We start from the raw sequence: 22,348 nt of genomic DNA, 5'->3' as shown, positions 1-22,348 counted from the left end.
GTCTAATGTGGGAGCGAGCCTGCTCGCGATGGGGTCGTAATTACCGCTAAAGATTCCGCCCCTTCATCCGCCTGCTCAAAAACCCGAAATACTCCTGCCGCAATCCCGCTGACTCATTCGCCAGATGATGCCGCGCCTCAGGCAGCATCAGCACCTGAGGCCGATCGAACTTGCCCCGCAATACCTCAAGGTTGTGCTGCCAATCCACGGTCATGTCCGCCTGCCCCTGCACGATTAGCGGCCGCCGCGGGCTGTGCGGTGCCGCTTCGATGCGCTTGATCCATCGACCCAGTGCACCGACCCAGGCCGTTGGCAAACGCAGCGGTTGCAGCGGATCGGCTTGCAGGAATGCAAGGAAGTCAGGGTCGTTGGAGTTCTCGCTGAAACGCCGGGCGATGCCTTTGACGAACGGCTTGAGCAGGTAATAACTGAGCTGCGACCAGCCCCAGGCTCGCGGTCGCACCAGTGGCGACAGCAGAATCACTTGCCCCTGCGCGGGACTGTGCGCGCCCTGATTGAGCACATGATCGATCACGATCGCCCCGCCGGTGCTTTGCCCGCACAGGTGCCAGGGCTGCGGAAGGCCCAGCGATTGCGCCTCGGCCAACAGCCCTTGCAGCGTGCTCTGATACTCGGCGAAATCCTTGATGCTCGCCCGTTCGCCGCTGGAAAGGCCATGCCCCGGCAGGTCACAGGCGATCACCGCAAAACCCTGGTCCAGCGCCCACTCGATCACATGCCGATAGAGCCCGGTGTGATCGTAGAAGCCGTGAAACAGAAACAGCGTCGCCTTCGCCCGCTCGGGCCACCAGAGTTGGCTGACCACCTCATAGCCATCGATCTCGAAACGCCCCAGGCCACTGCGCAAGGTTCGTCGGGGAAAATCCAGCCCATAAAAAAGCTGGTAGGTCATGGCCTCCGCCGACAGCGGCTGCCACTCGGCCAATGGCCGCAGGCTGGCACGCAAATGATCGGGGTTGAAAGTGGCAGACATGGGCTATTCCAGAGCGCGAAACGGACTTTATGGGTCTGCGATATTCATCTGTCGCGGCAAGCATGGCAAGCTAGCCGACCTTCGAGGATTGAAACCCATGCGTCCGGCCTACCGCACCACACTGCTTGCCAGCCTGCTCGCCCTTGTGTGTGCCGGCGTGCTGTGGGCCGCCTATGACTGGTTTCAGGGGCGCTACTTGCGCGCCTTCAGTTCGCACACTGCGGTGTTCTCCGGCGACCCCTTGCGCCTGCCGGACGAACTCGCCGGCCCCGGCGCCATCCGCCTGGTGCACTTCTGGGACCCGGCCTGCCCGTGCAATGTCGGCAACCAACAACACCTGACCGAACTGGTTGAGCGCTATGCACCGCAGGGCGTCGAGTTTTATGCGGTACAAAAGCCCGGCAGTCATGGTCAGTTGCCCGGCACCTTGAGTCGCCTTAAAACCATCACCGTCCTGCCAGGTTCCGAACAGATCCCCGCCAGCCCGGCGGTGGCGATCTGGGACCGCAGTGGCAAGCTGGCGTATTTCGGTCCGTACAGCGAAGGCCTGACCTGCAATTCGAGCAACAGTTTTATCGAGCCCATCCTGCAAGCGCTGAACGAAGGCCGGGCGGTGAATGCCACCCATACGCTGGCGGTGGGTTGCTACTGCCCGTGGCCTGCGCAAGCGAAGTAAGACGTTCCCGACTTTTCCAGGACCGCAATGCCCGGCACAGGAGGTCTGTGCTACACGTTTGCAGCCCACACGGGCAGCAATCCCGAAAGAACAAGGAGTCACCATGAAACGCGTCCTGACCGTACTTGCCTTGCTGATCGTCGTACTCGTCGCCGGGGGCGGCTGGTATGTGTACAGCAAGCAACCGACGCGCCAGGGCCAGGTGGCGTTGCAGCACCTGCATGGTTCGGTGACCGTGCGCTACGACGTACGCGGCGTGCCGCATATTCGTGCCGAAAACGAAACCGACCTCTACCGCGCCCTCGGCTATGTGCAGGCCCAGGACCGACTGTTCCAGATGGAAGCCGTGCGGCGTTTGGCCCGTGGGGAACTGGCCGAAGTCCTCGGTCCGAAACTGCTCGACACCGACAAACTGTTTCGCAGCCTGCGCATCCGCGAACGGGCTGAAAGCTACGTGGCCGCGCTGGATCGTCAGTCGCCGGCGTGGAAGGCCCTGCAAGCTTATCTGGACGGCATCAACCAATATCAGGACAGCCACGCTGCGCCGGTAGAGTTCGATGTGCTGGGGATCCCCAAGCGCCCTTTCACCGCCGAAGACAGCATCAGCATCGCCGGCTACATGGCTTACAGCTTTGCTGCGGCGTTTCGCACCGAACCGTTGCTGACTTACGTGCGTGACCAACTGGGCGCCGAGTACCTGAACATCTTCGATCTCGACTGGCAGCCCCAAGGCGTGTTGGCCAAAAGGCGCGCCAACCCTGCACCGGCCCTTACCGCCAATGACTGGAAGGGTCTGAACGCCCTTGCCCGTTTGAGTGAGCAGGCGCTGGCCGACAATGGCCTGCCACAATTCGAAGGCAGCAATGCCTGGGCGATTTCCGGCAACCGCAGCAAAAGCGGCAAGCCTCTGCTGGCCGGAGACCCACACATTCGCTTCTCGGTGCCGTCGGTGTGGTACGAAGCGCACCTGTCGGCACCGGGTTTCGAGCTTTATGGCTACCATCAGGCGCTGGTGCCGTTTGCGTTTCTTGGCCACAACCTGGACTTCGGCTGGAGCCTGACGATGTTCCAGAATGACGATCTGGACCTGATCGCCGAGAAGGTCAACCCGGACAACCCGAACCAGGTCTGGTATCGCGGCCAGTGGGTCGACATGGTCAATACCGAACAACAGATCGCGGTCAAAGGCCAGTCACCGGTTACGCTGACCCTGCGCCAGTCGCCCCACGGCCCGATCATCAACGATGCACTCGGCACCGCCGCCGGCAAGACGCCGGTCGCCATGTGGTGGGCCTTCCTCGAGACGCCGAATCCGATCCTCGACGGCTTCTATCAGCTCAACCGCGCCGACACCCTGGCCAAGGCCCGCGCCGCGTCGTCCAAGGTTCAGGCACCGGGGCTGAACATTGTCTACGCCAACGCCAAGGGCGACATCGGTTGGTGGGCCTCGGCGCTACTGCCCAAGCGCCCGGCCGGAGTGAAACCCGGTTTCATTCTCGACGGCAGCACCCCTCAGGCAGACAAGGAAGGCTTTTACCCGTTCAGTGCCAACCCACAGGAAGAGAACCCGGCGCGAGGCTATATCGTCTCGGCCAACTTCCAGCCGGTGTCGCCGACCGGCATGGAAATTCCCGGTTACTACAACCTCGCCGATCGCGGTCAGCAGCTCAATCGTCAACTCAGCGACAAGAACGTGAAGTGGGACAACGAGGCCAACCAGAAGCTGCAACTGGGCACCACCACCGACTACGGTCCGCGTTTGCTGGCGCCGTTGCTACCGGTACTGCGTGAAGTAGTGAGCGATCCCGCCGAGCTCAAACTGGTGGAGCAACTGGCGCAGTGGAGCGGCGATTATCCGCTGGACTCCATCAGCGCCACGCTGTTCAACCAGTTCTTGTTCAACCTTGCCGACGCGGCGATGCGCGATGAACTGGGCAATGACTTCTTCGAAACGCTGCTCCCGACTCGGGTGATCGATGCCGCACTGCCGCGTCTGGCGGCCTCCGCCGATTCACCGTGGTGGGACAACCGCAACACCCCCGGCAAAGAAACCCGCGCCGATACAGTCAAGGTTGCCTGGCAAGCGAGCATGGCTCACCTCAAGACCACCCTTGGCGCTGATTCCACGCAATGGAAGTGGGGCAAGGCGCACACCCTGACTCATGGCCATCCGCTGGGGACGCAGAAACCGCTGGAGCGGATCTTCAACGTCGGCCCGTTCGCGGCGCCCGGCACCCACGAAGTGCCGAACAACCTCTCGGCCAAGATCGGCCCGGCGCCGTGGCCCGTGACTTACGGCCCGTCGACGCGACGGCTGATCGACTTCGCCGACCCGGCCCACAGCCTGACCATCAACCCGGTCGGGCAGAGCGGCGTGCCGTTCGACAGCCACTATACCGATCAGGCCGAGGCGTATATCGAGGGGGTCTACTACCAGGCGCATTTCAATGATGAAGAAGTGACGGCCAATACCCGCAGTACGTTGAAGCTGTTGCCAGCGCGTTCAGGGCAATAGATTTCTGTTGGTTGAACTGACGTCATCGCGGGCAAGCCCGCTCCCACAGTGATCGGTGTGAAGCAACAATCTTGCAATCAACACAAAACCTGTGGGAGCGGGCTTGCTCGCGAAGAGGCCCTGACAAGCAACACAAATTGCCGCTAAACCATCACCGCAAAATTCAACCTGAACTGCTGCGGCGTCACCCCCAGCCTGCGGTTGAACACACTGCGCATGTGCTGGGCGTCGCGAAACCCACATTGATACGCCACGGTTTTCAGCGGGGCATGGGTGCTTTCGAGCATCACCCGCGCCGCATCCACCCTCGCCCGCTCGACGAACTCCGCCGGGGTGATTTTCGCCTCCTTGGCGAACACCCGGGAAAAGTTGCGCGCACTCATATTGGCGGCGTTGGCCAGATCAGCGATGGTCAGGTCGCCATTGAGGTTGGCCAACACATAGAGCTGGACCAGCGCCACCGCCGAAGTTGGTTCGGCATGGGGCGTGAGGAACGGGCTGAACTGCGATTGCCCGCCGGAGCGCTGAGTGAATACCACCAACCGCTTGGCCACGCTGAGTGCCACGTCCGGCCCGTGATCCCGAGCCAGCAGATACAGCGACAGATCGATCCCCGCCGTAACCCCGGCCGAGGTGTAAAGCTCGCCGTCCTGCACGTACAAACGATCAGCCTCGACCTGAGTCGACGGGCACAACTGCGCCAGCGCCGCGGCATCGCCCCAATGGGTGGTGACTGTTCGCCCGTCGAGCAATCCGGCCCGGGCGAGCATGAAGGCGCCGTTGCAGATCGAGCCGAAGCATTGCGACCGCGCGCAGGCATCGCGCAACCAGGTATCGAACGCCGCGCCAAAATTCAGGAACGGCAACTGCGGCCCGCCGGCCACCAACAGCAAATCATAAGCCTCCAGCACTTCACTGAAATGCCGGTGGGCATTGAGTGACAAACCGTTGGAGCACGCCATCACCCCATGCTCGACGCCGATCACCTCCAGCCGATAGTGATCCTGCGGGGCCAGGAAACGATTGGCTTCGGAAAACACATCCATGGGGCCGGTGACATCCAGCGACTGGACGCCTGGGAACACCACGATGGCAACGGTTTTGTGCATGGTTCAAGTTCACCTTCAAATTGAAAAGATCGCAGCCTTCGGCAGCTCCTTGTATCTCGACTATTGCTCCATCAGGAGCGATAGTTCTCGACTGATCATCGAGGGAGGGACCTGGAAGCCGTGCAGCTCCTTAGGCTTTTTGCCTGTGACGTAGATCGTGCTCCAACCCTCCACACTCACTCGTACAGTTCGAACGGTATCTTGGGCCCGTCTCTGGCGAGAGCCCGCATTCACAAGGTTGGACAGAGTGTAGTGATGATCGCAACTGATCTGATTGGGAGAAGACATGTCCAGTTTCGTCGGCGTCGATGTCGCTAAAAACACCTTTGATATCGCTACACACCTGCCGAATGGCAAGCATAAAACCAAAGCCAAACTGGCGAACGACGCCAAAGGATTCAAAGAGTTTGAAGCCTGGCTGCACAAGCAGGTCGAACCTTCGGCACTGATCGTGATGGAGGCCACCAGTGTCTATCACCTGGCGCTCGCCGAGTTCGTCTACAACAAGGGTTACCGGGTTTGCGTGGTGAATCCGGCCACGACCCATGCCTACGCCGGCAGTGAGTTACGCCGGATCAAAACCGATAAAAGCGACGCCAAGCTGATCGCGGACTTCGCCCGGGAAAAGGATGAAAAGCTTCAGCCATGGGCGCCGGAGCCTCTGAAGTATCGCCAGTTGAAAGCCTTGGTTCGCCGCCTGGATGACCTTCAGGAAATGCAGCAAATGGAGCTCAATCGTCTGGGGGTATCTGACGAAAAGGTCAAAGCCTCAATTAACTCCGTGCTGCACCATATCGAAAAAGAGATCGCTGAAACGCACAAAGCGATCAAAAAACACATCGATGACGACCCGGATATGCGTCAAATGCGCGACTTGATCGTGACCATCGACGGTATCGGGCAGAAAACGCTTGAGCGGCTGCTGGCCGAGCTGGGCGACCTGCGTAAATATGACGATCCTCGCAAGCTGGTTGCTGCTGCTGGGTTGAACCCCAAGCTGCAGGATTCGGGACTGCTCAAAGGCCGTACTGTGATCTCAAAAATCGGCTCAGCGCGCGTGCGGGCAGGCCTTTACATGCCCGGCCTGGTGGCGCTGCAGCACAACAAGGCGATCATGGCCATGAAGGATCGCTTGAAGGCCAACGGCAAGGCCCCCAAGCAGATCATTTGTGCCGCGATGCGCAAGCTGCTGCACTTCGTTTATGGCGTGCTCAAATCGGGCCAGCCTTATGACCCGAAACTTGCGCTTGCTCGGTGAGGTTTAAGACGGTATCTACAGGTGTACGCAATCCCATGTAGGAGCTGCCGAAGGCTGCGATCTTTTCTGCTGATCACCATCAACCCTAGCCAATCCAAGCCCAACAAGCGAGGTTGGCACGATATGCAGGTTCATTGGCCGGGATCGCAGCCATGGATCGATTGTCCGGTTTCGGCTGCGCGAACAGACTGACCCATCAGCGCCGCCACGGCGTTCCCCATGAGGACAGCACCATGAACAGCATCATCGCCGGTATCAAAATCCCCGACAGCGCGTTGGCCAAGGCCACCACTGAATACATTCGCGACGTCGAGTCCGACCTGCTGTTCCATCACTCACGCCGGGTGTTTCTGTTCGGTGCCTTGAGCGGTGAGCGCAAGCAGTTGGCCTATGACCCGGAGTTGCTATATGTCGGCGCGATGTTCCATGACTTGGGCCTGGTGGAGGGTCACCGCAGCGATGATGAGCGATTCGAAATCGACAGTGCCAACGCGGCGAAAGCGTTCCTCAAACCCTACGGTTTGTCTGACGACGATATCGAACAGGTCTGGTTGTCGATTGCCCTGCACACCACACCGGGCGTGCCGCAACACTTGCGCCCCAACGTGGCGCTGGTGACGGCCGGCGTCGAGATGGATGTGCTGGGTATCGACTACGCGGCGTTTTCCACCGTGCAGCGTGAAGCAGTGGTGCATGCGCATCCACGGGGTGAAGGGTTCAAGGAGTGCATTCTGTGTGCGTTTGCCAACGGCTTCAAACATAAGCCGGACAGCACGTTTGGCACCGTGAACGCGGATGTGCTGGTGGACAGCGAGCCGGGCTTCAAGCCGATGAACTTCGTCGAGATCATCCGCCAATCACCTTGGGTGGCTTGATCTGATCGTTCCCACGCTCTGCGTGGGAATGCAGCCCGGGACGCTCCGCGTCCCATCAAGAGCCGAACGCGGAGCGTCCGTTGAGGCATTCCCACGCAGAGCGTGGGAACGATCATGCGTGGCTCAAGCCGCTTCCGGCGCCTGCGCCCGGCGCACGTCCGGTTGTTTCCAGGAATCGGCGGCGCCTTCTTCGATGGCCTGCTGGATCGCACGCTTGCGAATCTCTTCGGCACGACGGCTGAAGTACCAGACCAGGAAAGTCACCAGCGACACCGCCAGCAGAATCAGGCTGGCCACGGCGTTGATCTCAGGCTTCACGCCCAGGCGCACCGCCGAGAACACTTCCATCGGCAGGGTCGTGGAACCCGGACCGGAAACGAAGCTTGCCAGTACCAGGTCATCCAGCGACAAGGCAAACGACATCATCCCGCCCGCCGCCAGCGACGGGGCGATCATCGGGATGGTGATCAGGAAGAACACCTTCCACGGCCGCGCGCCCAGATCCATGGCTGCCTCTTCGATGGACAGGTCCAGTTCACGCAAGCGTGCCGACACCACCACCGCCACATATGCGGCACAGAACGTGGTGTGGGCGATCCAGATGGTGACGATGCCGCGTTCCTGTGGCCAGCCGATCATCTGCGCCATGGCCACGAACAGCAGCAACAGCGACAGACCGGTGATCACTTCCGGCATCACCAGCGGCGCGGTGACCAAACCACCAAACAGCGTGCGGCCCTTGAAGTGGGTGATGCGGGTCAGCACGAACGCCGCCAAGGTGCCGAGCGCCACCGCTGCAATCGCCGTGTAGCAGGCAATTTCCAGCGAGCGCACCACCGAGCCCATCAGTTGGGTGTTGTCCATCAACCCCACGTACCACTTGATCGACCAGCCGCCCCACACCGTCACCAGTTTCGAGGCGTTGAACGAGTAGATCACCAGGATCAGCATCGGCGCGTAGATGAACAGCAAACCCGCTACCAGCATGAAACTTGAGAAACGGAAGCGCTTCATTCCTTGCCCTCCATTTCTTTGGCCTGACTACGGTTGAACAGGATGATCGGCACAATCAGGATCGCCAGCATCACCACCGCAAGCGCTGATGCCACCGGCCAGTCACGGTTGTTGAAGAACTCTTGCCAGAGCACTTTACCGATCATCAGGGTTTCCGGACCGCCGAGCAGCTCCGGGATCACGAACTCACCCACCACCGGGATGAACACCAGCATTGCACCTGCAATGATGCCGTTTTTCGACAGCGGCACGGTGATCTTCCAGAAACTGTTGAAGGTGCTCGAACCGAGGTCCGACGCGGCTTCCAGCAGGCTGGTGTCGTGTTTGACCAGGTTGGCGTAGAGCGGCAGGATCATGAACGGTAGATAGGAATAAACGACCCCGATATAAACTGCGAGGTTGGTGTTGAGGATCTGCAGCGGCTCGTCGATCCAGCCCATGCTCATCAAAAAGCCGTTAAGAAGACCGTTGTTGCTGAGGATGCCCATCCACGCATAAACGCGGATCAGGATCGCGGTCCAGGTCGGCATCATGATCAGCAGCACCAGCACCGTCTGCAGCTCTTTGCGGGCGCTGGCAATGGCGTAGGCCATCGGGTAGCCGATCAGCAAACAGAGAATGGTGCTGATCAACGCCATCTTCAACGAGCCTAGGTAGGCGGCGATGTACAACTCGTCGTCGCCGAGCATCGCGTAGTTGCTCAGGTTAAGCAGCACCTGGAGCTTCTGGTCGATGAAGCTGTAGATCTCGGTATACGGCGGAATGGCCACGTCGGCTTCGGCGAAGCTGATCTTCAAAACGATGAAGAACGGCAGCATGAAGAACATAAACAGCCAAATGAACGGAACCCCGATGACCAGCTGACGGCCACCGGGAATTATTCGATTGAGCCGGCGTTTGAATTTGCGCATGTTCATGAGCGAAGTACCACGCCGCTGTCGTCTTCCCAGTACACGTAAACCTGGTCACCCCAGGTTGGGCGCTGGCCGCGGCGTTCGGCGTTGGCGACGAACGACTGGACGATCTTGCCGCTCGGCAACTCGACGTAGAACACTGAGTGGCCGCCAAGGTAGGCGATGTCATGCACTTTGCCGCTGGACCAGTTGTACTCGCAGGTCGGCATGACCGGCGTCACCAGCAGTTTTTCCGGACGGATCGCGTAGGTCACGGACTTGTCCTGCACCGAAGTGCTGATGCCGTGGCCCACATAAATCTGCCGGTCCAGGTCCTTGCAGGTGATGGTCGCGTGGCCTTCGGCGTCGTCGATCACTTCACCATCGAAAATGTTGACGTTGCCGATGAACTCGCAGACCAGACGGCTGGTCGGGGTTTCGTAGATGTCGATCGGGCTGCCGATCTGGGCGATCCAGCCCAGGTGCATGATCGCGATGCGCTCGGCCATGGTCATGGCCTCTTCCTGGTCGTGGGTCACCATCACGCAGGTCACGCCGACCCGCTCGATGATCTCGACCAGTTCCAGCTGCATTTGCGAACGCAGTTTTTTGTCTAGCGCGCCCATCGGTTCGTCGAGCAGCAACAGCTTCGGCCGCTTGGCCAACGAACGCGCCAGCGCCACACGCTGACGCTGACCGCCGGACAACTGATGGGGTTTGCGCTTGGCATACTCGCTCATCTGCACCAGCTTGAGCATGTCGGCCACGCGTGCATCGACTTCAGCGGCGGGGAGCTTGTCCTGCTTGAGGCCGAAGGCGATGTTCTGCGCCACGGTCATGTGCGGGAACAAGGCATAGGACTGGAACATCATGTTGATCGGTCGCTCGTACGGCGGCATCTCCGTGATGTCGACGCCGTCGAGGTAAATGCGCCCCTCCGTGGGCCGTTCGAAACCTGCCAGCATCCGCAGCAAGGTGGATTTGCCCGAACCCGAGCCGCCGAGCAGGGCGAAGATTTCGCCTTTCTTGATTTCCAGGGACACGTCGTCCACGGCAATCGTCTCGTCGAACTTTTTGGTGACCCGGTCGATTTTGACCAACACCTGTTTAGGTGTCTGGTCGCCCTCGAGGGCTTTCTTATAGGCGCCGGAGGCAACTGCCATTTACGAAACTCCCAACAGAATTTGCAGTTCGCTCAACGTGGCGAACCTGGATAGTTTGAAGCTATTTGCCCGACTTGACCTTGGTCCAGCTGCGCGTCATTAAACGTTGAATGTTCGGTGGCAACTCGATGGATACGTACGTCTTGTCGAGGACCGCTTGCGGTGGATATACCGACGCGTCGGTGCGTATGGACTGTTCCATCAGTTTGTCCGACCCGGGGTTCGGGTTGGCGTAGCCTACGGAATCGCTGACCTTGGCAATCACCTCGGGTTTCAGCAAATAGTTGATGAAGGCATGGGCTTCTTTGGCGTTGGCGGCATCCTTGGGGATCGCCAGCATGTCGAACCAGAGCGCGCCGCCCTCTTTCGGAATCGAGTAGGCGATGTTCATGCCTTTGCCGGCTTCAGCCGCGCGGGCCTTGGCCTGGAACATATCGCCAGAGAAACCGATCGCCACGCAGATGTCACCGTTGGCCAGGTCTGCGATGTATTTGGACGAGTGGAAATACGTCACGTAAGGCCGCACTGCCAGCAACTTGGCTTCAGCCTTTTTGTAGTCTTCGGGGTTGGTGCTGTTGGCGTTCAGGCCCATATAGTTGAGGACCGTGGGCATCATTTCATCGGCAGAGTCGAGGAACGCCACGCCACAGCTGTGCAGCTTCTTGATGTTCTGCGGTTCGAACACAACATCCCAGGAATCGATCTTGTCGAGGCCCAGCACCGCCTTGACCTTATCAACGTTGTAACCGATGCCGTTGGTGCCCCACAGATACGGCACGGCATACTGATTGCCCGGATCGTTCTGTTCCAGGCGCTTGAGCAGTACCGGGTCGAGGTTGGAGTAGTTGGTCAGCTTCGATTTGTCGAGCTTCTGAAAAGCCCCGGCCTTGATCTGCTTGCCAAGGAAGTGGTTGGACGGCACGACTACGTCATAACCGGTACGCCCGGCCAGCAACTTGCCTTCCAGGGTTTCGTTGGAATCGAATACGTCATACACCGGCTTGATGCCGGTTTCTTTCTGGAAGTCGGCCAGGGTGGTTTCACCGATGTAGTCCGACCAATTATAAATATGCACTGTGCCAGCGGCCTGAACACTGACAGCCAGTGTCAGCCCGGCGCCGACCAGCAGGGCATTGCGCAACAAAGAAAAAATAGGCAAGTGGAGGTCCTCTAAAATTAGTTGGGCCCAAGTTGCCCCGCGTTACATGACAGCCATGGCTGCCAGGCAACAAAACCGGCGCGCAACTTACCCGCGAAAAACCGTTCCAGCAAAACTTTCTGTCATTTAATTATTCCTGTTGCCGCGGTCGCGTGACGACGGCAACAGGTAGTTGCCTCAAATCGGCTTATTTACCGGATTTGATCTTGGTCCAGCTGCGAGTCAGGATCCGCTGGGTGGCGGCCGGCAAATCGGCAATCGCGTACAGCTTGGCCAGGACTTCCGCTGGCGGGTAGATGCCTGGATCGCTGGTGATTTCTTTATCGACCAGTGGAGTCGACGCCGCGTTACCGTTCGGGAAACGCACGGCGTTGGTGATCTCGGCCATGATTTCCGGCTTCTGCAGGAAGGTCATGAACTTGTAGGCGCCTTCGACGTTCTCGGCATCTTTAGGGATGGCGACCATGTCGTAGAAACTGCCGGCACCTTCTTTCGGAATGTTGTAGCTGACTTTCACCTTGTCACCGGCTTCAGCGGCGCGAGCCTTGGCCTGGTAGATGTCACCCGAATAACCCACGGCGACGCAGATGTTGCCGTTGGCCAGGTCGGAGATGTACTTGGACGAGTGGAAGTAGCCCACCGAAGGACGAATCTTCAGGAACAGCGCTTCGGCTTCAGCCAATTGTTTCTTGTCCTGGCTGTCGGTTGGATAGCCCAGGTAATGCAACGCCACCGGAATCATCTCGGTTGGCGAATCGAGGAAGCTGATACCGCACGACTTCAACTTGGCAGCGTTTTCAGGTTTGAACAGCAAGTCCCAGGAGTTGGTTGGCGCATCGGCACCCAGTGCAGCCTTGACCTTCTCGGCGTTGTAACCGATACCGATCGAACCCCACATGTAAGGGAATGCGTGTTCGTTACCCGGGTCGCTCACCGACACCGCTTTGAGCAGGTCCGGGTTCAGGTTTTTCCAGTTAGGCAGCTTGGACTTGTCCAGCTTCTGGTAGACGCCGGCCTTGATCTGCTTGGCCAGGAAGTTGTTCGACGGCACGACGATGTCGTAGCCGGACTTGCCTGCCAATAGCTTGGCTTCGAGGGTTTCGTTACTGTCGAACACGTCGTAGACGACTTTAATACCCGACTCGGCTTCGAACTTCTTGACGGTATCCGGTGCGATGTAATCGGACCAGTTGTACACGTGCAGCACTTTGTCGTCCGCCTGAACGGCGCCCGCCATCACGCCCATCAGGGACATGGCGAGGAGGGTCTTGCCAGCTATCTTCATACCTAATGCCTTCATGGGTAATGCTCCAATTTTCTTTTTAACCACGTGCTCAGCGGCCTGTTACTGGGCATCCGAACAACCGGTAGTCTGGCAAGATCCAAGGCAGGCTTTCAAGGAAAGACCCATCCTTTGTTTGCACTGAGCGAAGTACAATTTTCGCACCTCGCTCAGAGCCTAGCACTTAGCCCTGTAACGCACTCAGGGTCAGGTCCAGGCACTTGCGTGCTTTTGTTACCAGCTCATCGATTTCAGCCGGTGTAATCACCAGTGGCGGTGCAATGATCATGGTGTCGCCCACCGCGCGCATGATCAGGCCGTTGTCGAAGCAGAAGGTGCGGCAAATCATGCCGACGCCCTTGCCTTCGTAACGTTTGCGGGTGGCTTTGTCCTGAACCAGTTCGATGGCCCCCAACAGACCGACCCCACGCACTTCTCCCACCAACGGGTGATCGCTCAGTTCCCGTAGACGCTTTTGCAAATAAGGTGCCGTTTCTGTACGCACGCGCTCGACAATTTTCTCGTCGCGCAAGATGCGGATGTTTTCCAGCGCCACCGCAGCGGCCACCGGGTGCCCGGAATAAGTGAAACCGTGGTTGAAATCACCGCCTTCGTTGAGCACCTCGACCACGTCGTCATGCACGATCAGGCCACCCATCGGGATGTAGCCGGAGGTCAGGCCTTTGGCGATGGTCATCATGTGGGGTTTGAGGTCGTAGAAATCGGTACCGAACCACTCGCCGGTACGGCCGAAACCGCAAATCACTTCGTCGGCCACGAACAGAATGTCGTACTTGGCGAGGATTTCCTTGATGCGCGGCCAGTAGCTGTCTGGCGGAATGATCACGCCGCCAGCGCCCTGGATCGGTTCGGCAATAAAGGCACCGACGTTGTCGACCCCGACTTCCAGAATCTTCTCTTCCAGCTGATTGGCCGCCCAGATACCGAACTCATTCGGGGTCATGTCGCCGCCTTCGCCGAACCAGTACGGCTGGGCAATGTGGACGATGCCCGGGATCGGCAAGTCGCCCTGTTCGTGCATGTACGTCATGCCACCCAGGCTCGCGCCGGCCACGGTAGAACCGTGATAGCCGTTCTTGCGACTGATGATGACTTTCTTCTTCGGCTGGCCCTTGATCGCCCAGTAGTGGCGAACCATCCGCAGCATGGTGTCGTTGCCTTCGGAACCGGAACCGGTGAAGAACACGTGATTCATGCCTTCAGGCGCAACGTCGGCAATCACCTTGGCCAACTCCAGCACCGGCGGGTGAGCGGTCTGGAAAAACAGGTTGTAATAAGGCAGTTCGCGCATCTGTTTGCTGGCGGCATCGGCCAGCTCATCGCGACCGTAGCCGATCGCTACACACCACAGGCCGGCCATGCCGTCGAGGATCTTGTTGCCTTCGCTGTCCCAGAGGTAAACGCCCTTGGCATTGGTGATGATGCGCGGGCCTTTCTCTTTCAACTGCTTGAAGTCGCTGAACGGGGCCAGGTGGTGATCGTTGCTCAGGGCTTGCCATTCACGGGTTTGCGGGTTGTTGCTGGTCATGCGAATTCTCCTTGGATTCGAGTAGAGGGCACCGCCAAGACCCGCGGTACCCGGCGCATCAGACGGCGAAAAGCAGGAACTCCCGCTCCCACGAACTGATCACGCGCTTGAAGTTTTCATGCTCGGCACGCTTGACCGCGATGTAGCCCGTGATGAATTTCTTGCCCAGGTACTTTTCGATGGTCTTGCTGTTTTCCATGCGATCCAGGGCATCTTCAATAGTCAGTGGCAGGCGCAGGTTGCGCCGCTCGTAACCACGACCCACGACCGGAGCACTCGGGTTATGCCCTTCGACCATGCCGATGAGGCCGCACAACAGGCTGGCGGCGATGGCCAGGTAAGGGTTGGCATCGGCACCCGGCAGGCGGTTTTCCACCCGACGGTTCTGCGGCCCGGCATCCGGAACCCGCAGGCCTACGGTGCGGTTCTCTTCGCCCCACTCCACGTTCACCGGTGCCGAGGTATCCGGCAGGAAGCGGCGGAACGAATTGACGTTGGGTGCGAACAACGGCAGCAGCTCAGGAATGAATTTCTGCAAGCCGCCGATGTGGTTGAGGAATAGCTGGCTCATGGTCCCGTCTTCATTGGAGAAAACGTTTTTGCCGGTCTCGATACTGATGATGCTCTGGTGCAAGTGCATGGCGCTGCCCGGCTCGCCGGTCATGGGCTTGGCCATGAAGGTCGCCGCCACGTTGTGCTTGAGCGCGGCTTCACGCATGGTGCGTTTGAACACCAGAATCTGGTCGGCCAAAGATAGGGCATCGCCATGACGGAAGTTGATTTCCATCTGCGCGGTGCCGTCCTCGTGGATCAGCGTATCAAGGTCCAGCTCTTGCAGTTCGCACCAGTCGTAGACGTCTTCGAACAACGGATCGAATTCGTTCGCGGCTTCAATCGAGAACGACTGGCGACCGGTTTCCGGACGACCAGAGCGGCCAATCGGCGGTTGCAACGGGTAATCCGGGTCATCGCTGCGCTTGGTGAGATAGAACTCCATTTCCGGCGCCACGATCGGCTGCCAGCCGTGGTCGGCGTAGAGTTTCAGCACCTTCTTGAGCACATTGCGCGGTGACAGCTCGATCGGATTGCCCTGCTTGTCGTAGGTGTCGTGGATCACCTGCGCGGTGGGCTCGATGGCCCAAGGCACCAGAAATACCGCGTTCTGGTCGGGGCGGCAGATCATGTCGATGTCGGCCGGGTCGAGCAGTTCGTAATAGATGTCGTCTTCGACGTAGTCGCCGGTCACGGTCTGCAACAGAACGCTTTCGGGCAGGCGCATGCCTTTTTCGGCAATGAACTTGTTGGTCGGCGAAATCTTGCCCCGGGTGATGCCGGTCAGGTCGCCAATCATGCATTCGACTTCTGTGATCTTGTGGTCTTTCAACCAATCGGTGAGCTGGTCGAGGTTGTTACTCATAAATGCCTCTTAGGCTGAGTTTCCTGACTTTGATAAGTCAGGCGTTGTTTGACGCATCGGCGTCGCGTTGTAGTGCGCGCTTGCGGCAGGCATCGCCAAATGCCTGGAAAATCGCAAGGTAGTCAGGGTTAGAGCTTACCTGCCATTCGGGATGCCATTGAACTCCCAGAGCAAAAGCCTTGGCGCCATCGAAGGAGACAGCTTCGATCAATCCGTCTGGCGCCAAAGCCTCTACGCGAAGGCCCGGCGCCAGACGGTCAACGCCCTGACCATGAATCGAATTGACTTGAATCTCGCTCGCCAGGCCAAGTCCGGCCAGTACACCGCCCGATTGGACGTGCACCGGGTGACTTGGCGCGTACTGCCCTTCCAGAGGCAAGCTGTCATCTTCACGGTGATCCATGAAAGCACCGGCTTCGTGAACTTTTTGATGCAGGCTGCCGCCGAACGCCACATTCATTTCCTGGAAGCCGCGGCAAATGCCGAGCACGGGAACACCGGCCTCGACAGCGGCGCGGATCAGCGGGAGAGTGGTGGCATCGCGTGCAGAATCATGAGCAGTACCTGGCGCACTGGCCGGGCCGTTATAGTGAAACGGTTCTATATTAGATGGAGAGCCTGTAAAGAGAATGCCGTCCAGAGAGTCCAGAATATCGGGCGACGCCAGTAGATCCGCCAGCGATGGAAGAATCAACGGCAGGCCCTTGGCAGCTGAAGCCACGGCGCGTACGTATTTGTCGCCACTGATGTGATAAGCATGCAGACCGATCTGCTTTGAGCAGGCGGTGACGCCGATTAACGGCAGGCGAGACATGAAGCACCCCGGTATTATTGCTGTTATGGGTTTAAATCGAGCTTAGCCTTGTTCATTTTTTTACACAACACCCCCGTAAAAAATACAACACGGCCCGCTCAAGCTCGCGGGCGCCAAGAACGCTGAAGGCCAAAAAAACGCCCCAAAGTGCCTCAAAAAAGCCCAGAGAGTGCTTTTTAGGGCAAAAAAGGCCTCGCTTGACTTCGGCATGCCGTTCGGGTTGACTGGAATCCGAAGAGATCAATGATTGATATTTTTAACAACAAAGGTGTTGCATCATGTCGGTACCCCCGCGTGCCGTTCAGCTTAACGAAGCGAACGCGTTCCTTAAGGAACATCCTGAGGTTCTGTACGTTGACCTTCTGATTGCGGATATGAATGGTGTGGTGCGCGGCAAGCGCATTGAACGCACCAGCCTCCACAAGGTTTACGAGAAAGGCATCAACCTGCCGGCCTCTCTATTTGCTCTGGATATCAATGGCTCGACGGTGGAAAGCACCGGCCTGGGCCTGGACATCGGCGATGCTGACCGAATCTGCTATCCAATCCCCGACACCCTGTGCAATGAGCCTTGGCAGAAGCGCCCGACCGCGCAACTGTTAATGACCATGCACGAACTCGAAGGTGATCCTTTCTTCGCCGACCCGCGCGAAGTCCTGCGACAAGTCGTAGCCAAGTTCGACGAGATGGGCCTGACCATCTGCGCCGCGTTCGAACTGGAGTTCTACCTGATCGACCAGGAGAACGTGAACGGTCGTCCACAACCGCCGCGCTCGCCGATCTCCGGCAAACGCCCGCATTCGACACAGGTCTACCTGATCGACGACCTCGACGAATACGTCGACTGCCTCCAGGACATTCTGGAAGGCGCCAAGGAGCAAGGCATCCCTGCCGACGCGATCGTCAAGGAAAGCGCCCCGGCACAGTTCGAAGTGAACCTGCACCACGTGGCCGACCCGATCAAGGCCTGCGACTATGCGGTCCTGCTCAAGCGTCTGATCAAAAACATCGCCTACGACCATGAAATGGACACCACCTTCATGGCCAAGCCTTACCCAGGCCAGGCGGGTAACGGTCTGCACGTCCACATCTCGATTCTTGATAAAGATGGCAAAAACATTTTTGCCAGCGAGGATCCCGAGCAGAACGCCGCACTGCGTCACGCGATCGGCGGTGTGCTCGAGACCCTGCCGGCGCAGATGGCTTTCCTCTGCCCGAACGTCAACTCCTACCGTCGTTTCGGCGCACAGTTCTACGTGCCGAACTCGCCGTGCTGGGGCCTGGACAACCGCACCGTGGCCATCCGCGTACCGACCGGTTCCTCCGATGCCGTGCGCATCGAGCATCGTGTCGCCGGCGCCGACGCCAACCCGTATCTGTTGATGGCTTCGGTTTTGGCGGGCGTGCATCACGGCCTGACCAACAAGATCGAGCCGGGCGCACCCGTGGAAGGCAACTCCTACGAGCAGAACGAGCAAAGCCTGCCGAACAATTTGCGTGATGCACTGCGTGAGTTGGATGACAGCGAAGTCATGGCCAAGTACATCGATCCGAAATACATCGATATCTTTGTCGCCTGTAAAGAGAGCGAGCTGGAGGAGTTCGAACACTCCATCTCCGACCTCGAGTACAACTGGTACCTGCATACCGTGTAAGCGGTTGCAGTAAAAAACAACGCCGCCGGCCTCACAGCTTGCGGCGTTTTTTATGGTCGCCTACGGCGAATCGCGAGCAGGCTCGCTCCCACAATTAATCTCCAATGAACATAAATTTTGTGTACACAGGAAATCCCCTGTGGGAGCGAGCCTGCTCGCGATAGCGTCCTGGCAGACAACATCAAACCCTGCTCGTACAATGCCCCCTGCCCTGCAGGAGACTTCAATGACGCGCACCGCCACCATTCGCAAACCTCGCGCCCGCAGCCAGGCCCGGATCGATTCGATACTCGATGCCGCCCGCACGCTGCTGGCCGCCGAGGGCGTGGCCAGCCTGTCGATTTACAGCGTCGCCGAACGCGCGGAGATCCCGCCCTCCTCCGTCTACCATTTTTTTGCCAGTGTCCCGGCGCTGCTTGAAGCCCTGACCGCCGACGTCCACGCCGCGTTCCGCGCCTGCCTGCAAGCGCCCATCGACCACGATGCGTTGAGCGGTTGGCGTGACCTGTCGCGGTTGGTGGAACAACGCATGCTGGCGATCTACAGCGAAGACGCCGCCGCCCGCCAACTCATTCTGGCCCAGCATGGCCTGACCGAAGTCACCCAGGCCGACCGTCAGCACGACATCGAACTCGGCGACCTGATGCATAAGTTGTTCGACCACCACTTCGAACTGCCGACGCTGCCAAGTGATGTCGATGTGTTTGCCCTGGCCATGGAGCTGGGCGATCGGGTGTATGCACGCTCGGTGCAGCAGCATGGGCAGATCACGCCGCGAATGGCTGAAGAAGGGATGCGGGTGTTTGATGCTTATCTTGGGCTGTATTTGCCGCCCTATCTGCCCAAGCGCGCTATTACAGCCTGATCTTCGCTGGCTTCACTGGCCCCTTCGCGAGGAAGTCGAATCGTCGCACCGCCGCTCCCACAGTGGATTTCTGTCGTACAGAGAATCTGTGTCCACTGAAAATCAAATGTGGGAGCGGGCTTGCTCGCGAAGGCCGCACCGCCGAACTCACTGAATCACGCGCATTAAAAACCCCGAAGGGCTCACACCCTCCGGGGTTGTTGTTTGCGCATGCGCTTACAACTTGGCGATCGATACCTCGGTGGATTTTACAAACGCGATCACTTCACTGCCGACCACCAGTTCCAGCTCTTTCACCGAACGGGTGGTAATCACCGAAGTGACGATGCCGGAGGCGGTCTGCACGTCGATTTCCGACAGCACGTCACCCAGCACGATTTCCTTGATCGAGCCTTTGAACTGGTTGCGAACGTTGATGGCTTTGATAGTCATGATGTTGATTCCTGTCGTGGGATGAATCTCTAAGTTATTGAGCCCAGCGCAATTGCGTAGGCAGTGGTGAAACAGGTTCCGGTTCTGGCGGTTGGCCAGGCAGGGACAGCACGCGGTTGAGCACTTCGGTTTCCAGCGCCGCCAGCCGATGGGAGCCACGGACCCGAGGGCGCGGCAGTTCCACATGCAGGTCGAGGCCGACTTCGCCCTCTTCAATCAGGATCACCCGATCGGCAATCGCCACCGCTTCGCTGACGTCGTGGGTCACCAGCAACACGGTGAAGCCATGCTGTTGCCAGAGTCGTTCGATCAGTTGCTGCATTTCGATTCGGGTCAGGGCATCCAATGCGCCCAGGGGTTCATCGAGCAACAGCAAGCGCGGTTGATGAATCAATGCGCGAGCCAGGGCCACACGCTGCTTTTGCCCGCCGGACAAGGCTGCCGGCCACTCGTTGGCGCGATCCGCCAGGCCGACCGCTTCCAGCGCTTCCAATGCTTGCGGTCGCCAGCTGCCCTTGAGCCCGAGACCGACGTTGTCGATGACCTTTTTCCATGGCAGTAAGCGTGCTTCCTGGAACATCAACCGAGTGTCTTCCCGCGCATCACTGAGTGGCGCGGAGCCTGCAAGCAACTCACCTCCCGTGGGCTTGTCGAGACCGGCGAGCAAGCGCAGCAAGGTGCTTTTACCGCAGCCGCTACGCCCGACCACCGCCACAAACTGCCCGGCCGGAATGTGCAGATCGATTTCACGCAGCACTTGCCGTGAACCAAAGTTTTTTTGCAGCTTGCGCACGGCCAGCGGAATACCGCGCAGCAGGCGTGGAGGTTGTTGAGCCGTCATGCAGCACCTCCCTTGGCAACCTGATAAGCCGGATGCCAGCGCAGCCACACACGTTCAAGCCCACGTGCCGCAAGATCAGCCAGCTTGCCGAGCACCGCGTACAAAAGAATCGCCAGCACCACAACGTCGGTCTGCAAAAACTCCCGGGCATTCATCGCCAGGTAGCCGATGCCCGAGCTCGCGGAAATGGTTTCCGCCACGATCAATGTCAGCCACATAAAGCCCAACGCGAAACGCACACCGACCAGAATCGAAGGCAATGCACCCGGCAGGATCACTTGGCGAAACAGGCTGAAACCGGACAAGCCATAACTGCGCGCCATCTCCACCAGCGCCGGATCGACGTTGCGGATACCGTGATACGTGTTGAGATAGATCGGGAACACCGTGCCCAACGCCACCAGAAAAATCTTCGCCGACTCGTCGATACCAAACCACAGGATCACCAGTGGAATCAGCGCCAGGTGCGGTACGTTGCGGATCATCTGCACCGAACTGTCGAGCAGGCGCTCGCCCCATTTTGACAAGCCGGTGATGAAGCCCAAGGCCAGACCGATGCCGCCGCCAATGGCGAAACCGAGTGCCGCGCGCCAGCCGCTGATGGCCAGGTGGGTCCAGATTTCACCGCTCCTGACCAGGCTCACACCGGCCTCGATCACCGCGATCGGCGCCGGCAGAATTCGCGTAGACAACCAGCCCGTCGATACTGACAACTGCCATACCGCCAGCAATAAGACCGGCAACGCCCAAGGCGCGAGGTTGTTGATGATTTTCTTCATGGTGAATTACTGCGCTTTGGCTACGGCCGCCGGTGGCGTCCAGATTACGTCCTTGATGCTCAAGGGTTTGGGAATCAACTTGAGCTGGTAGAAGCTGTCGGCGATTTTTTGCTGGGCCGCGACCACGTCAGGTGTAAGGAACAGCGCGCCGTAGCCCTGGCGTTTCATCGAGGTCAGGGTGATGTCCGCTGGCAGGCCGAGCAGTGGCGAAACTTGCTTGGTCACGTCCTCGGGATTGGCCTTGGACCATTCGCCAACCGCGCGCACTTCTTCCACCAGCGCCTTGATCACTTCAGGATTTTTCTGCGCGTAAGGTTTGGTCGCCAGGTAGAACTGATGGTTGTCGACGATGCCTTGGCCATCGCGCAGGGTGCGCGCTTGCAGTTGTTGTTCGGCGGCGGCCTGGTACGGGTCCCAGATCACCCAGGCATCGACACTGCCACGCTCGAACGCGGCGCGGGCATCGGCTGGCGGCAGGAATACGGTCTGGATGTCAGTGTATTTGAGGCCGGCGTCTTCAAGCGCACGCACCAACAGGTAATGCACGTTGGAGCCTTTGTTGAGCACAACTTTCTTGCCCTTGAGGTCCTGCACCGATTGGATCGGCGAGTTCTTCGGCACCAGGATCGCTTCGCTGTGGGGCGCTGGTGGTTCATAGGCCACGTAGAGCAGATCGGCGCCGGCCGCCTGGGCGAACACCGGTGGAGTTTCACCGGTGACGCCAAAGTCGATGGAGCCGACGTTCAGGCCTTCGAGCAGTTGCGGGCCGCCGGGGAATTCAGTCCATTGCACGTCCACGCCTTGGGCGGCGAGGCGTTTTTCCAGAGTGCCTTTGGCTTTAAGTAGCACCAGGGTGCCGTACTTCTGATAACCGATTCTTAGTGTCTCAGCCTGAGCTTGAGCAATAACGCCGAAGGACACAGCCGCAGCAAACAGAGCGACCAGACCACGACGCAAAATGACAGTGCGCATAGCGCTCTCCTTTTTGCAGTTGGGTTTTGGCTGCACCTGCTTGCCCGTTAGCGGGCCAGTAAGGTGAAGTACTTCAAATTCAGGTG

20 protein-coding genes are annotated in these 22,348 nt (G+C 59.0%); 6 read left to right on the top strand and 14 right to left on the bottom strand.

Going from position 1 to position 22,348, the window contains the following annotated elements; all coding sequences use genetic code 11:
• Nucleotides 1-46: 46 nt before the first annotated feature.
• Nucleotides 47-994 (bottom strand): phospholipase BipL, encoded by a 948-nt coding sequence (bipL, locus tag AB4O41_RS18425; RefSeq protein WP_460144201.1) that lies wholly within the window; start codon nt 992-994, stop codon nt 47-49.
• Nucleotides 995-1,091: 97 nt separating this feature from the next.
• Between bipL and AB4O41_RS18420 the strand changes: the two genes are divergently transcribed.
• A complete protein-coding gene (locus AB4O41_RS18420) occupies nt 1,092-1,670 on the top strand; it encodes a DUF6436 domain-containing protein (protein ID WP_460144200.1) in 579 nt (192 codons plus the stop codon).
• Between the two features lie 103 nt (nt 1,671-1,773).
• Complete coding sequence (locus AB4O41_RS18415) at nt 1,774-4,185, top strand: penicillin acylase family protein (RefSeq protein ID WP_460144199.1); 2,412 nt, start codon at nt 1,774-1,776, stop codon at nt 4,183-4,185.
• A gap of 143 nt (nt 4,186-4,328) precedes the next feature.
• On the opposite strand, the gene AB4O41_RS18410 is transcribed toward AB4O41_RS18415, so the two are convergent.
• Nucleotides 4,329-5,294, bottom strand: coding sequence for a GlxA family transcriptional regulator (locus AB4O41_RS18410; protein ID WP_460144198.1), 966 nt, complete (start codon nt 5,292-5,294; stop codon nt 4,329-4,331).
• A gap of 286 nt (nt 5,295-5,580) precedes the next feature.
• Between AB4O41_RS18410 and AB4O41_RS18405 the strand changes: the two genes are divergently transcribed.
• Together AB4O41_RS18405 and AB4O41_RS18400 are read left to right on the top strand one after the other, a co-directional pair.
• Complete coding sequence (locus AB4O41_RS18405; protein WP_460144197.1) at nt 5,581-6,552, top strand: IS110 family RNA-guided transposase; 972 nt, start codon at nt 5,581-5,583, stop codon at nt 6,550-6,552.
• A 233-nt stretch (nt 6,553-6,785) separates the two neighbouring features.
• Nucleotides 6,786-7,427, top strand: coding sequence for an HD domain-containing protein (locus tag AB4O41_RS18400; protein WP_460144196.1), 642 nt, complete (start codon nt 6,786-6,788; stop codon nt 7,425-7,427).
• A gap of 123 nt (nt 7,428-7,550) precedes the next feature.
• Here AB4O41_RS18400 and AB4O41_RS18395 read toward each other — a convergent pair whose 3' ends face one another.
• From AB4O41_RS18395 to AB4O41_RS18360, 8 genes are all read right to left on the bottom strand, one after another.
• Nucleotides 7,551-8,441, bottom strand: a complete 891-nt coding sequence (locus tag AB4O41_RS18395; RefSeq protein WP_007897694.1) for an ABC transporter permease subunit — start codon at nt 8,439-8,441, stop codon at nt 7,551-7,553.
• Nucleotides 8,438-9,319, bottom strand: a complete 882-nt coding sequence (locus AB4O41_RS18390; protein WP_460148376.1) for an ABC transporter permease subunit — start codon at nt 9,317-9,319, stop codon at nt 8,438-8,440. The genes AB4O41_RS18395 and AB4O41_RS18390 overlap by 4 nt, the downstream gene beginning before the upstream one ends.
• A gap of 35 nt (nt 9,320-9,354) precedes the next feature.
• Nucleotides 9,355-10,497, bottom strand: a complete 1,143-nt coding sequence (locus tag AB4O41_RS18385) for an ABC transporter ATP-binding protein (RefSeq protein ID WP_460144195.1) — start codon at nt 10,495-10,497, stop codon at nt 9,355-9,357.
• Nucleotides 10,498-10,558: 61 nt separating this feature from the next.
• Complete coding sequence (locus tag AB4O41_RS18380) at nt 10,559-11,656, bottom strand: polyamine ABC transporter substrate-binding protein (protein WP_050682232.1); 1,098 nt, start codon at nt 11,654-11,656, stop codon at nt 10,559-10,561.
• Nucleotides 11,657-11,843: 187 nt separating this feature from the next.
• Nucleotides 11,844-12,941: a polyamine ABC transporter substrate-binding protein gene (locus AB4O41_RS18375; protein WP_367375792.1), complete on the bottom strand. Its 1,098-nt coding sequence runs from the start codon at nt 12,939-12,941 to the stop codon at nt 11,844-11,846.
• A 181-nt stretch (nt 12,942-13,122) separates the two neighbouring features.
• Nucleotides 13,123-14,487: an aspartate aminotransferase family protein gene (locus tag AB4O41_RS18370; RefSeq protein WP_460144194.1), complete on the bottom strand. Its 1,365-nt coding sequence runs from the start codon at nt 14,485-14,487 to the stop codon at nt 13,123-13,125.
• Nucleotides 14,488-14,545: 58 nt separating this feature from the next.
• Complete coding sequence (locus AB4O41_RS18365; protein ID WP_217857521.1) at nt 14,546-15,904, bottom strand: glutamine synthetase family protein; 1,359 nt, start codon at nt 15,902-15,904, stop codon at nt 14,546-14,548.
• Nucleotides 15,905-15,941: 37 nt separating this feature from the next.
• On the bottom strand, nt 15,942-16,718 hold the full coding sequence (locus tag AB4O41_RS18360) for a gamma-glutamyl-gamma-aminobutyrate hydrolase family protein (protein WP_460144193.1): 777 nt from the start codon (nt 16,716-16,718) through the stop codon (nt 15,942-15,944).
• Nucleotides 16,719-16,996: 278 nt separating this feature from the next.
• On the opposite strand from AB4O41_RS18360, the gene AB4O41_RS18355 reads away from it, so the two are divergent.
• Nucleotides 16,997-18,373 (top strand): glutamine synthetase family protein, encoded by a 1,377-nt coding sequence (locus AB4O41_RS18355; protein WP_007897683.1) that lies wholly within the window; start codon nt 16,997-16,999, stop codon nt 18,371-18,373.
• A gap of 226 nt (nt 18,374-18,599) precedes the next feature.
• On the top strand, nt 18,600-19,238 hold the full coding sequence (locus AB4O41_RS18350) for a TetR/AcrR family transcriptional regulator (protein ID WP_460144192.1): 639 nt from the start codon (nt 18,600-18,602) through the stop codon (nt 19,236-19,238).
• A 216-nt stretch (nt 19,239-19,454) separates the two neighbouring features.
• Here the strand turns inward: AB4O41_RS18350 and AB4O41_RS18345 are convergent, their stop codons facing one another.
• Genes AB4O41_RS18345 through AB4O41_RS18330 form a run of 4 tightly spaced genes read right to left on the bottom strand, consistent with a single transcriptional unit; the run spans nt 19,455 to nt 22,262 of the window.
• Nucleotides 19,455-19,670: a TOBE domain-containing protein gene (locus AB4O41_RS18345; RefSeq protein ID WP_003229256.1), complete on the bottom strand. Its 216-nt coding sequence runs from the start codon at nt 19,668-19,670 to the stop codon at nt 19,455-19,457.
• A gap of 34 nt (nt 19,671-19,704) precedes the next feature.
• Nucleotides 19,705-20,511 (bottom strand): aliphatic sulfonates ABC transporter ATP-binding protein, encoded by an 807-nt coding sequence (gene ssuB / locus AB4O41_RS18340; protein ID WP_460144191.1) that lies wholly within the window; start codon nt 20,509-20,511, stop codon nt 19,705-19,707.
• On the bottom strand, nt 20,508-21,290 hold the full coding sequence (gene ssuC / locus AB4O41_RS18335; RefSeq protein WP_460144190.1) for an aliphatic sulfonate ABC transporter permease SsuC: 783 nt from the start codon (nt 21,288-21,290) through the stop codon (nt 20,508-20,510). Before ssuC ends, ssuB begins: the two co-directional genes overlap by 4 nt.
• 6 nt (nt 21,291-21,296) lie before the next feature.
• Nucleotides 21,297-22,262 carry a sulfonate ABC transporter substrate-binding protein gene (locus AB4O41_RS18330; protein WP_460144189.1) on the bottom strand — a complete coding sequence of 322 codons (966 nt, stop codon included), beginning with the start codon at nt 22,260-22,262 and terminating at the stop codon, nt 21,297-21,299.
• Nucleotides 22,263-22,348: the final 86 nt, after the last annotated feature.

The sequence above is a fragment of the Pseudomonas sp. S2_A02 genome, assembly GCF_054668495.1.
This window is presented reverse-complemented; position numbering and strand designations above follow the sequence as displayed.

Excerpts from the sequence above, each read along its gene's own strand:
- AB4O41_RS18365 (WP_217857521.1), bottom strand. The coding sequence starts at position 15,904 with ATGAGTAACAACCTCGACCAGCTCACCGATTGGTTGAAAGACCACAAG.
- AB4O41_RS18400 (WP_460144196.1), top strand. The coding sequence starts at position 6,786 with ATGAACAGCATCATCGCCGGTATCAAAATCCCCGACAGCGCGTTGGCC.
- AB4O41_RS18405 (WP_460144197.1), top strand. The coding sequence starts at position 5,581 with ATGTCCAGTTTCGTCGGCGTCGATGTCGCTAAAAACACCTTTGATATC.
- AB4O41_RS18350 (WP_460144192.1), top strand. The coding sequence starts at position 18,600 with ATGACGCGCACCGCCACCATTCGCAAACCTCGCGCCCGCAGCCAGGCC.
- ssuC (WP_460144190.1), bottom strand. The coding sequence starts at position 21,290 with ATGAAGAAAATCATCAACAACCTCGCGCCTTGGGCGTTGCCGGTCTTA.
- AB4O41_RS18360 (WP_460144193.1), bottom strand. The coding sequence starts at position 16,718 with ATGTCTCGCCTGCCGTTAATCGGCGTCACCGCCTGCTCAAAGCAGATC.
- AB4O41_RS18355 (WP_007897683.1), top strand. The coding sequence starts at position 16,997 with ATGTCGGTACCCCCGCGTGCCGTTCAGCTTAACGAAGCGAACGCGTTC.
- AB4O41_RS18395 (WP_007897694.1), bottom strand. The coding sequence starts at position 8,441 with ATGAAGCGCTTCCGTTTCTCAAGTTTCATGCTGGTAGCGGGTTTGCTG.
- bipL (WP_460144201.1), bottom strand. The coding sequence starts at position 994 with ATGTCTGCCACTTTCAACCCCGATCATTTGCGTGCCAGCCTGCGGCCA.
- ssuB (WP_460144191.1), bottom strand. The coding sequence starts at position 20,511 with ATGACGGCTCAACAACCTCCACGCCTGCTGCGCGGTATTCCGCTGGCC.
- AB4O41_RS18370 (WP_460144194.1), bottom strand. The coding sequence starts at position 14,487 with ATGACCAGCAACAACCCGCAAACCCGTGAATGGCAAGCCCTGAGCAAC.
- AB4O41_RS18420 (WP_460144200.1), top strand. The coding sequence starts at position 1,092 with ATGCGTCCGGCCTACCGCACCACACTGCTTGCCAGCCTGCTCGCCCTT.
- AB4O41_RS18330 (WP_460144189.1), bottom strand. The coding sequence starts at position 22,262 with ATGCGCACTGTCATTTTGCGTCGTGGTCTGGTCGCTCTGTTTGCTGCG.
- AB4O41_RS18385 (WP_460144195.1), bottom strand. The coding sequence starts at position 10,497 with ATGGCAGTTGCCTCCGGCGCCTATAAGAAAGCCCTCGAGGGCGACCAG.
- AB4O41_RS18415 (WP_460144199.1), top strand. The coding sequence starts at position 1,774 with ATGAAACGCGTCCTGACCGTACTTGCCTTGCTGATCGTCGTACTCGTC.
- AB4O41_RS18375 (WP_367375792.1), bottom strand. The coding sequence starts at position 12,941 with ATGAAGATAGCTGGCAAGACCCTCCTCGCCATGTCCCTGATGGGCGTG.
- AB4O41_RS18345 (WP_003229256.1), bottom strand. The coding sequence starts at position 19,670 with ATGACTATCAAAGCCATCAACGTTCGCAACCAGTTCAAAGGCTCGATC.
- AB4O41_RS18410 (WP_460144198.1), bottom strand. The coding sequence starts at position 5,294 with ATGCACAAAACCGTTGCCATCGTGGTGTTCCCAGGCGTCCAGTCGCTG.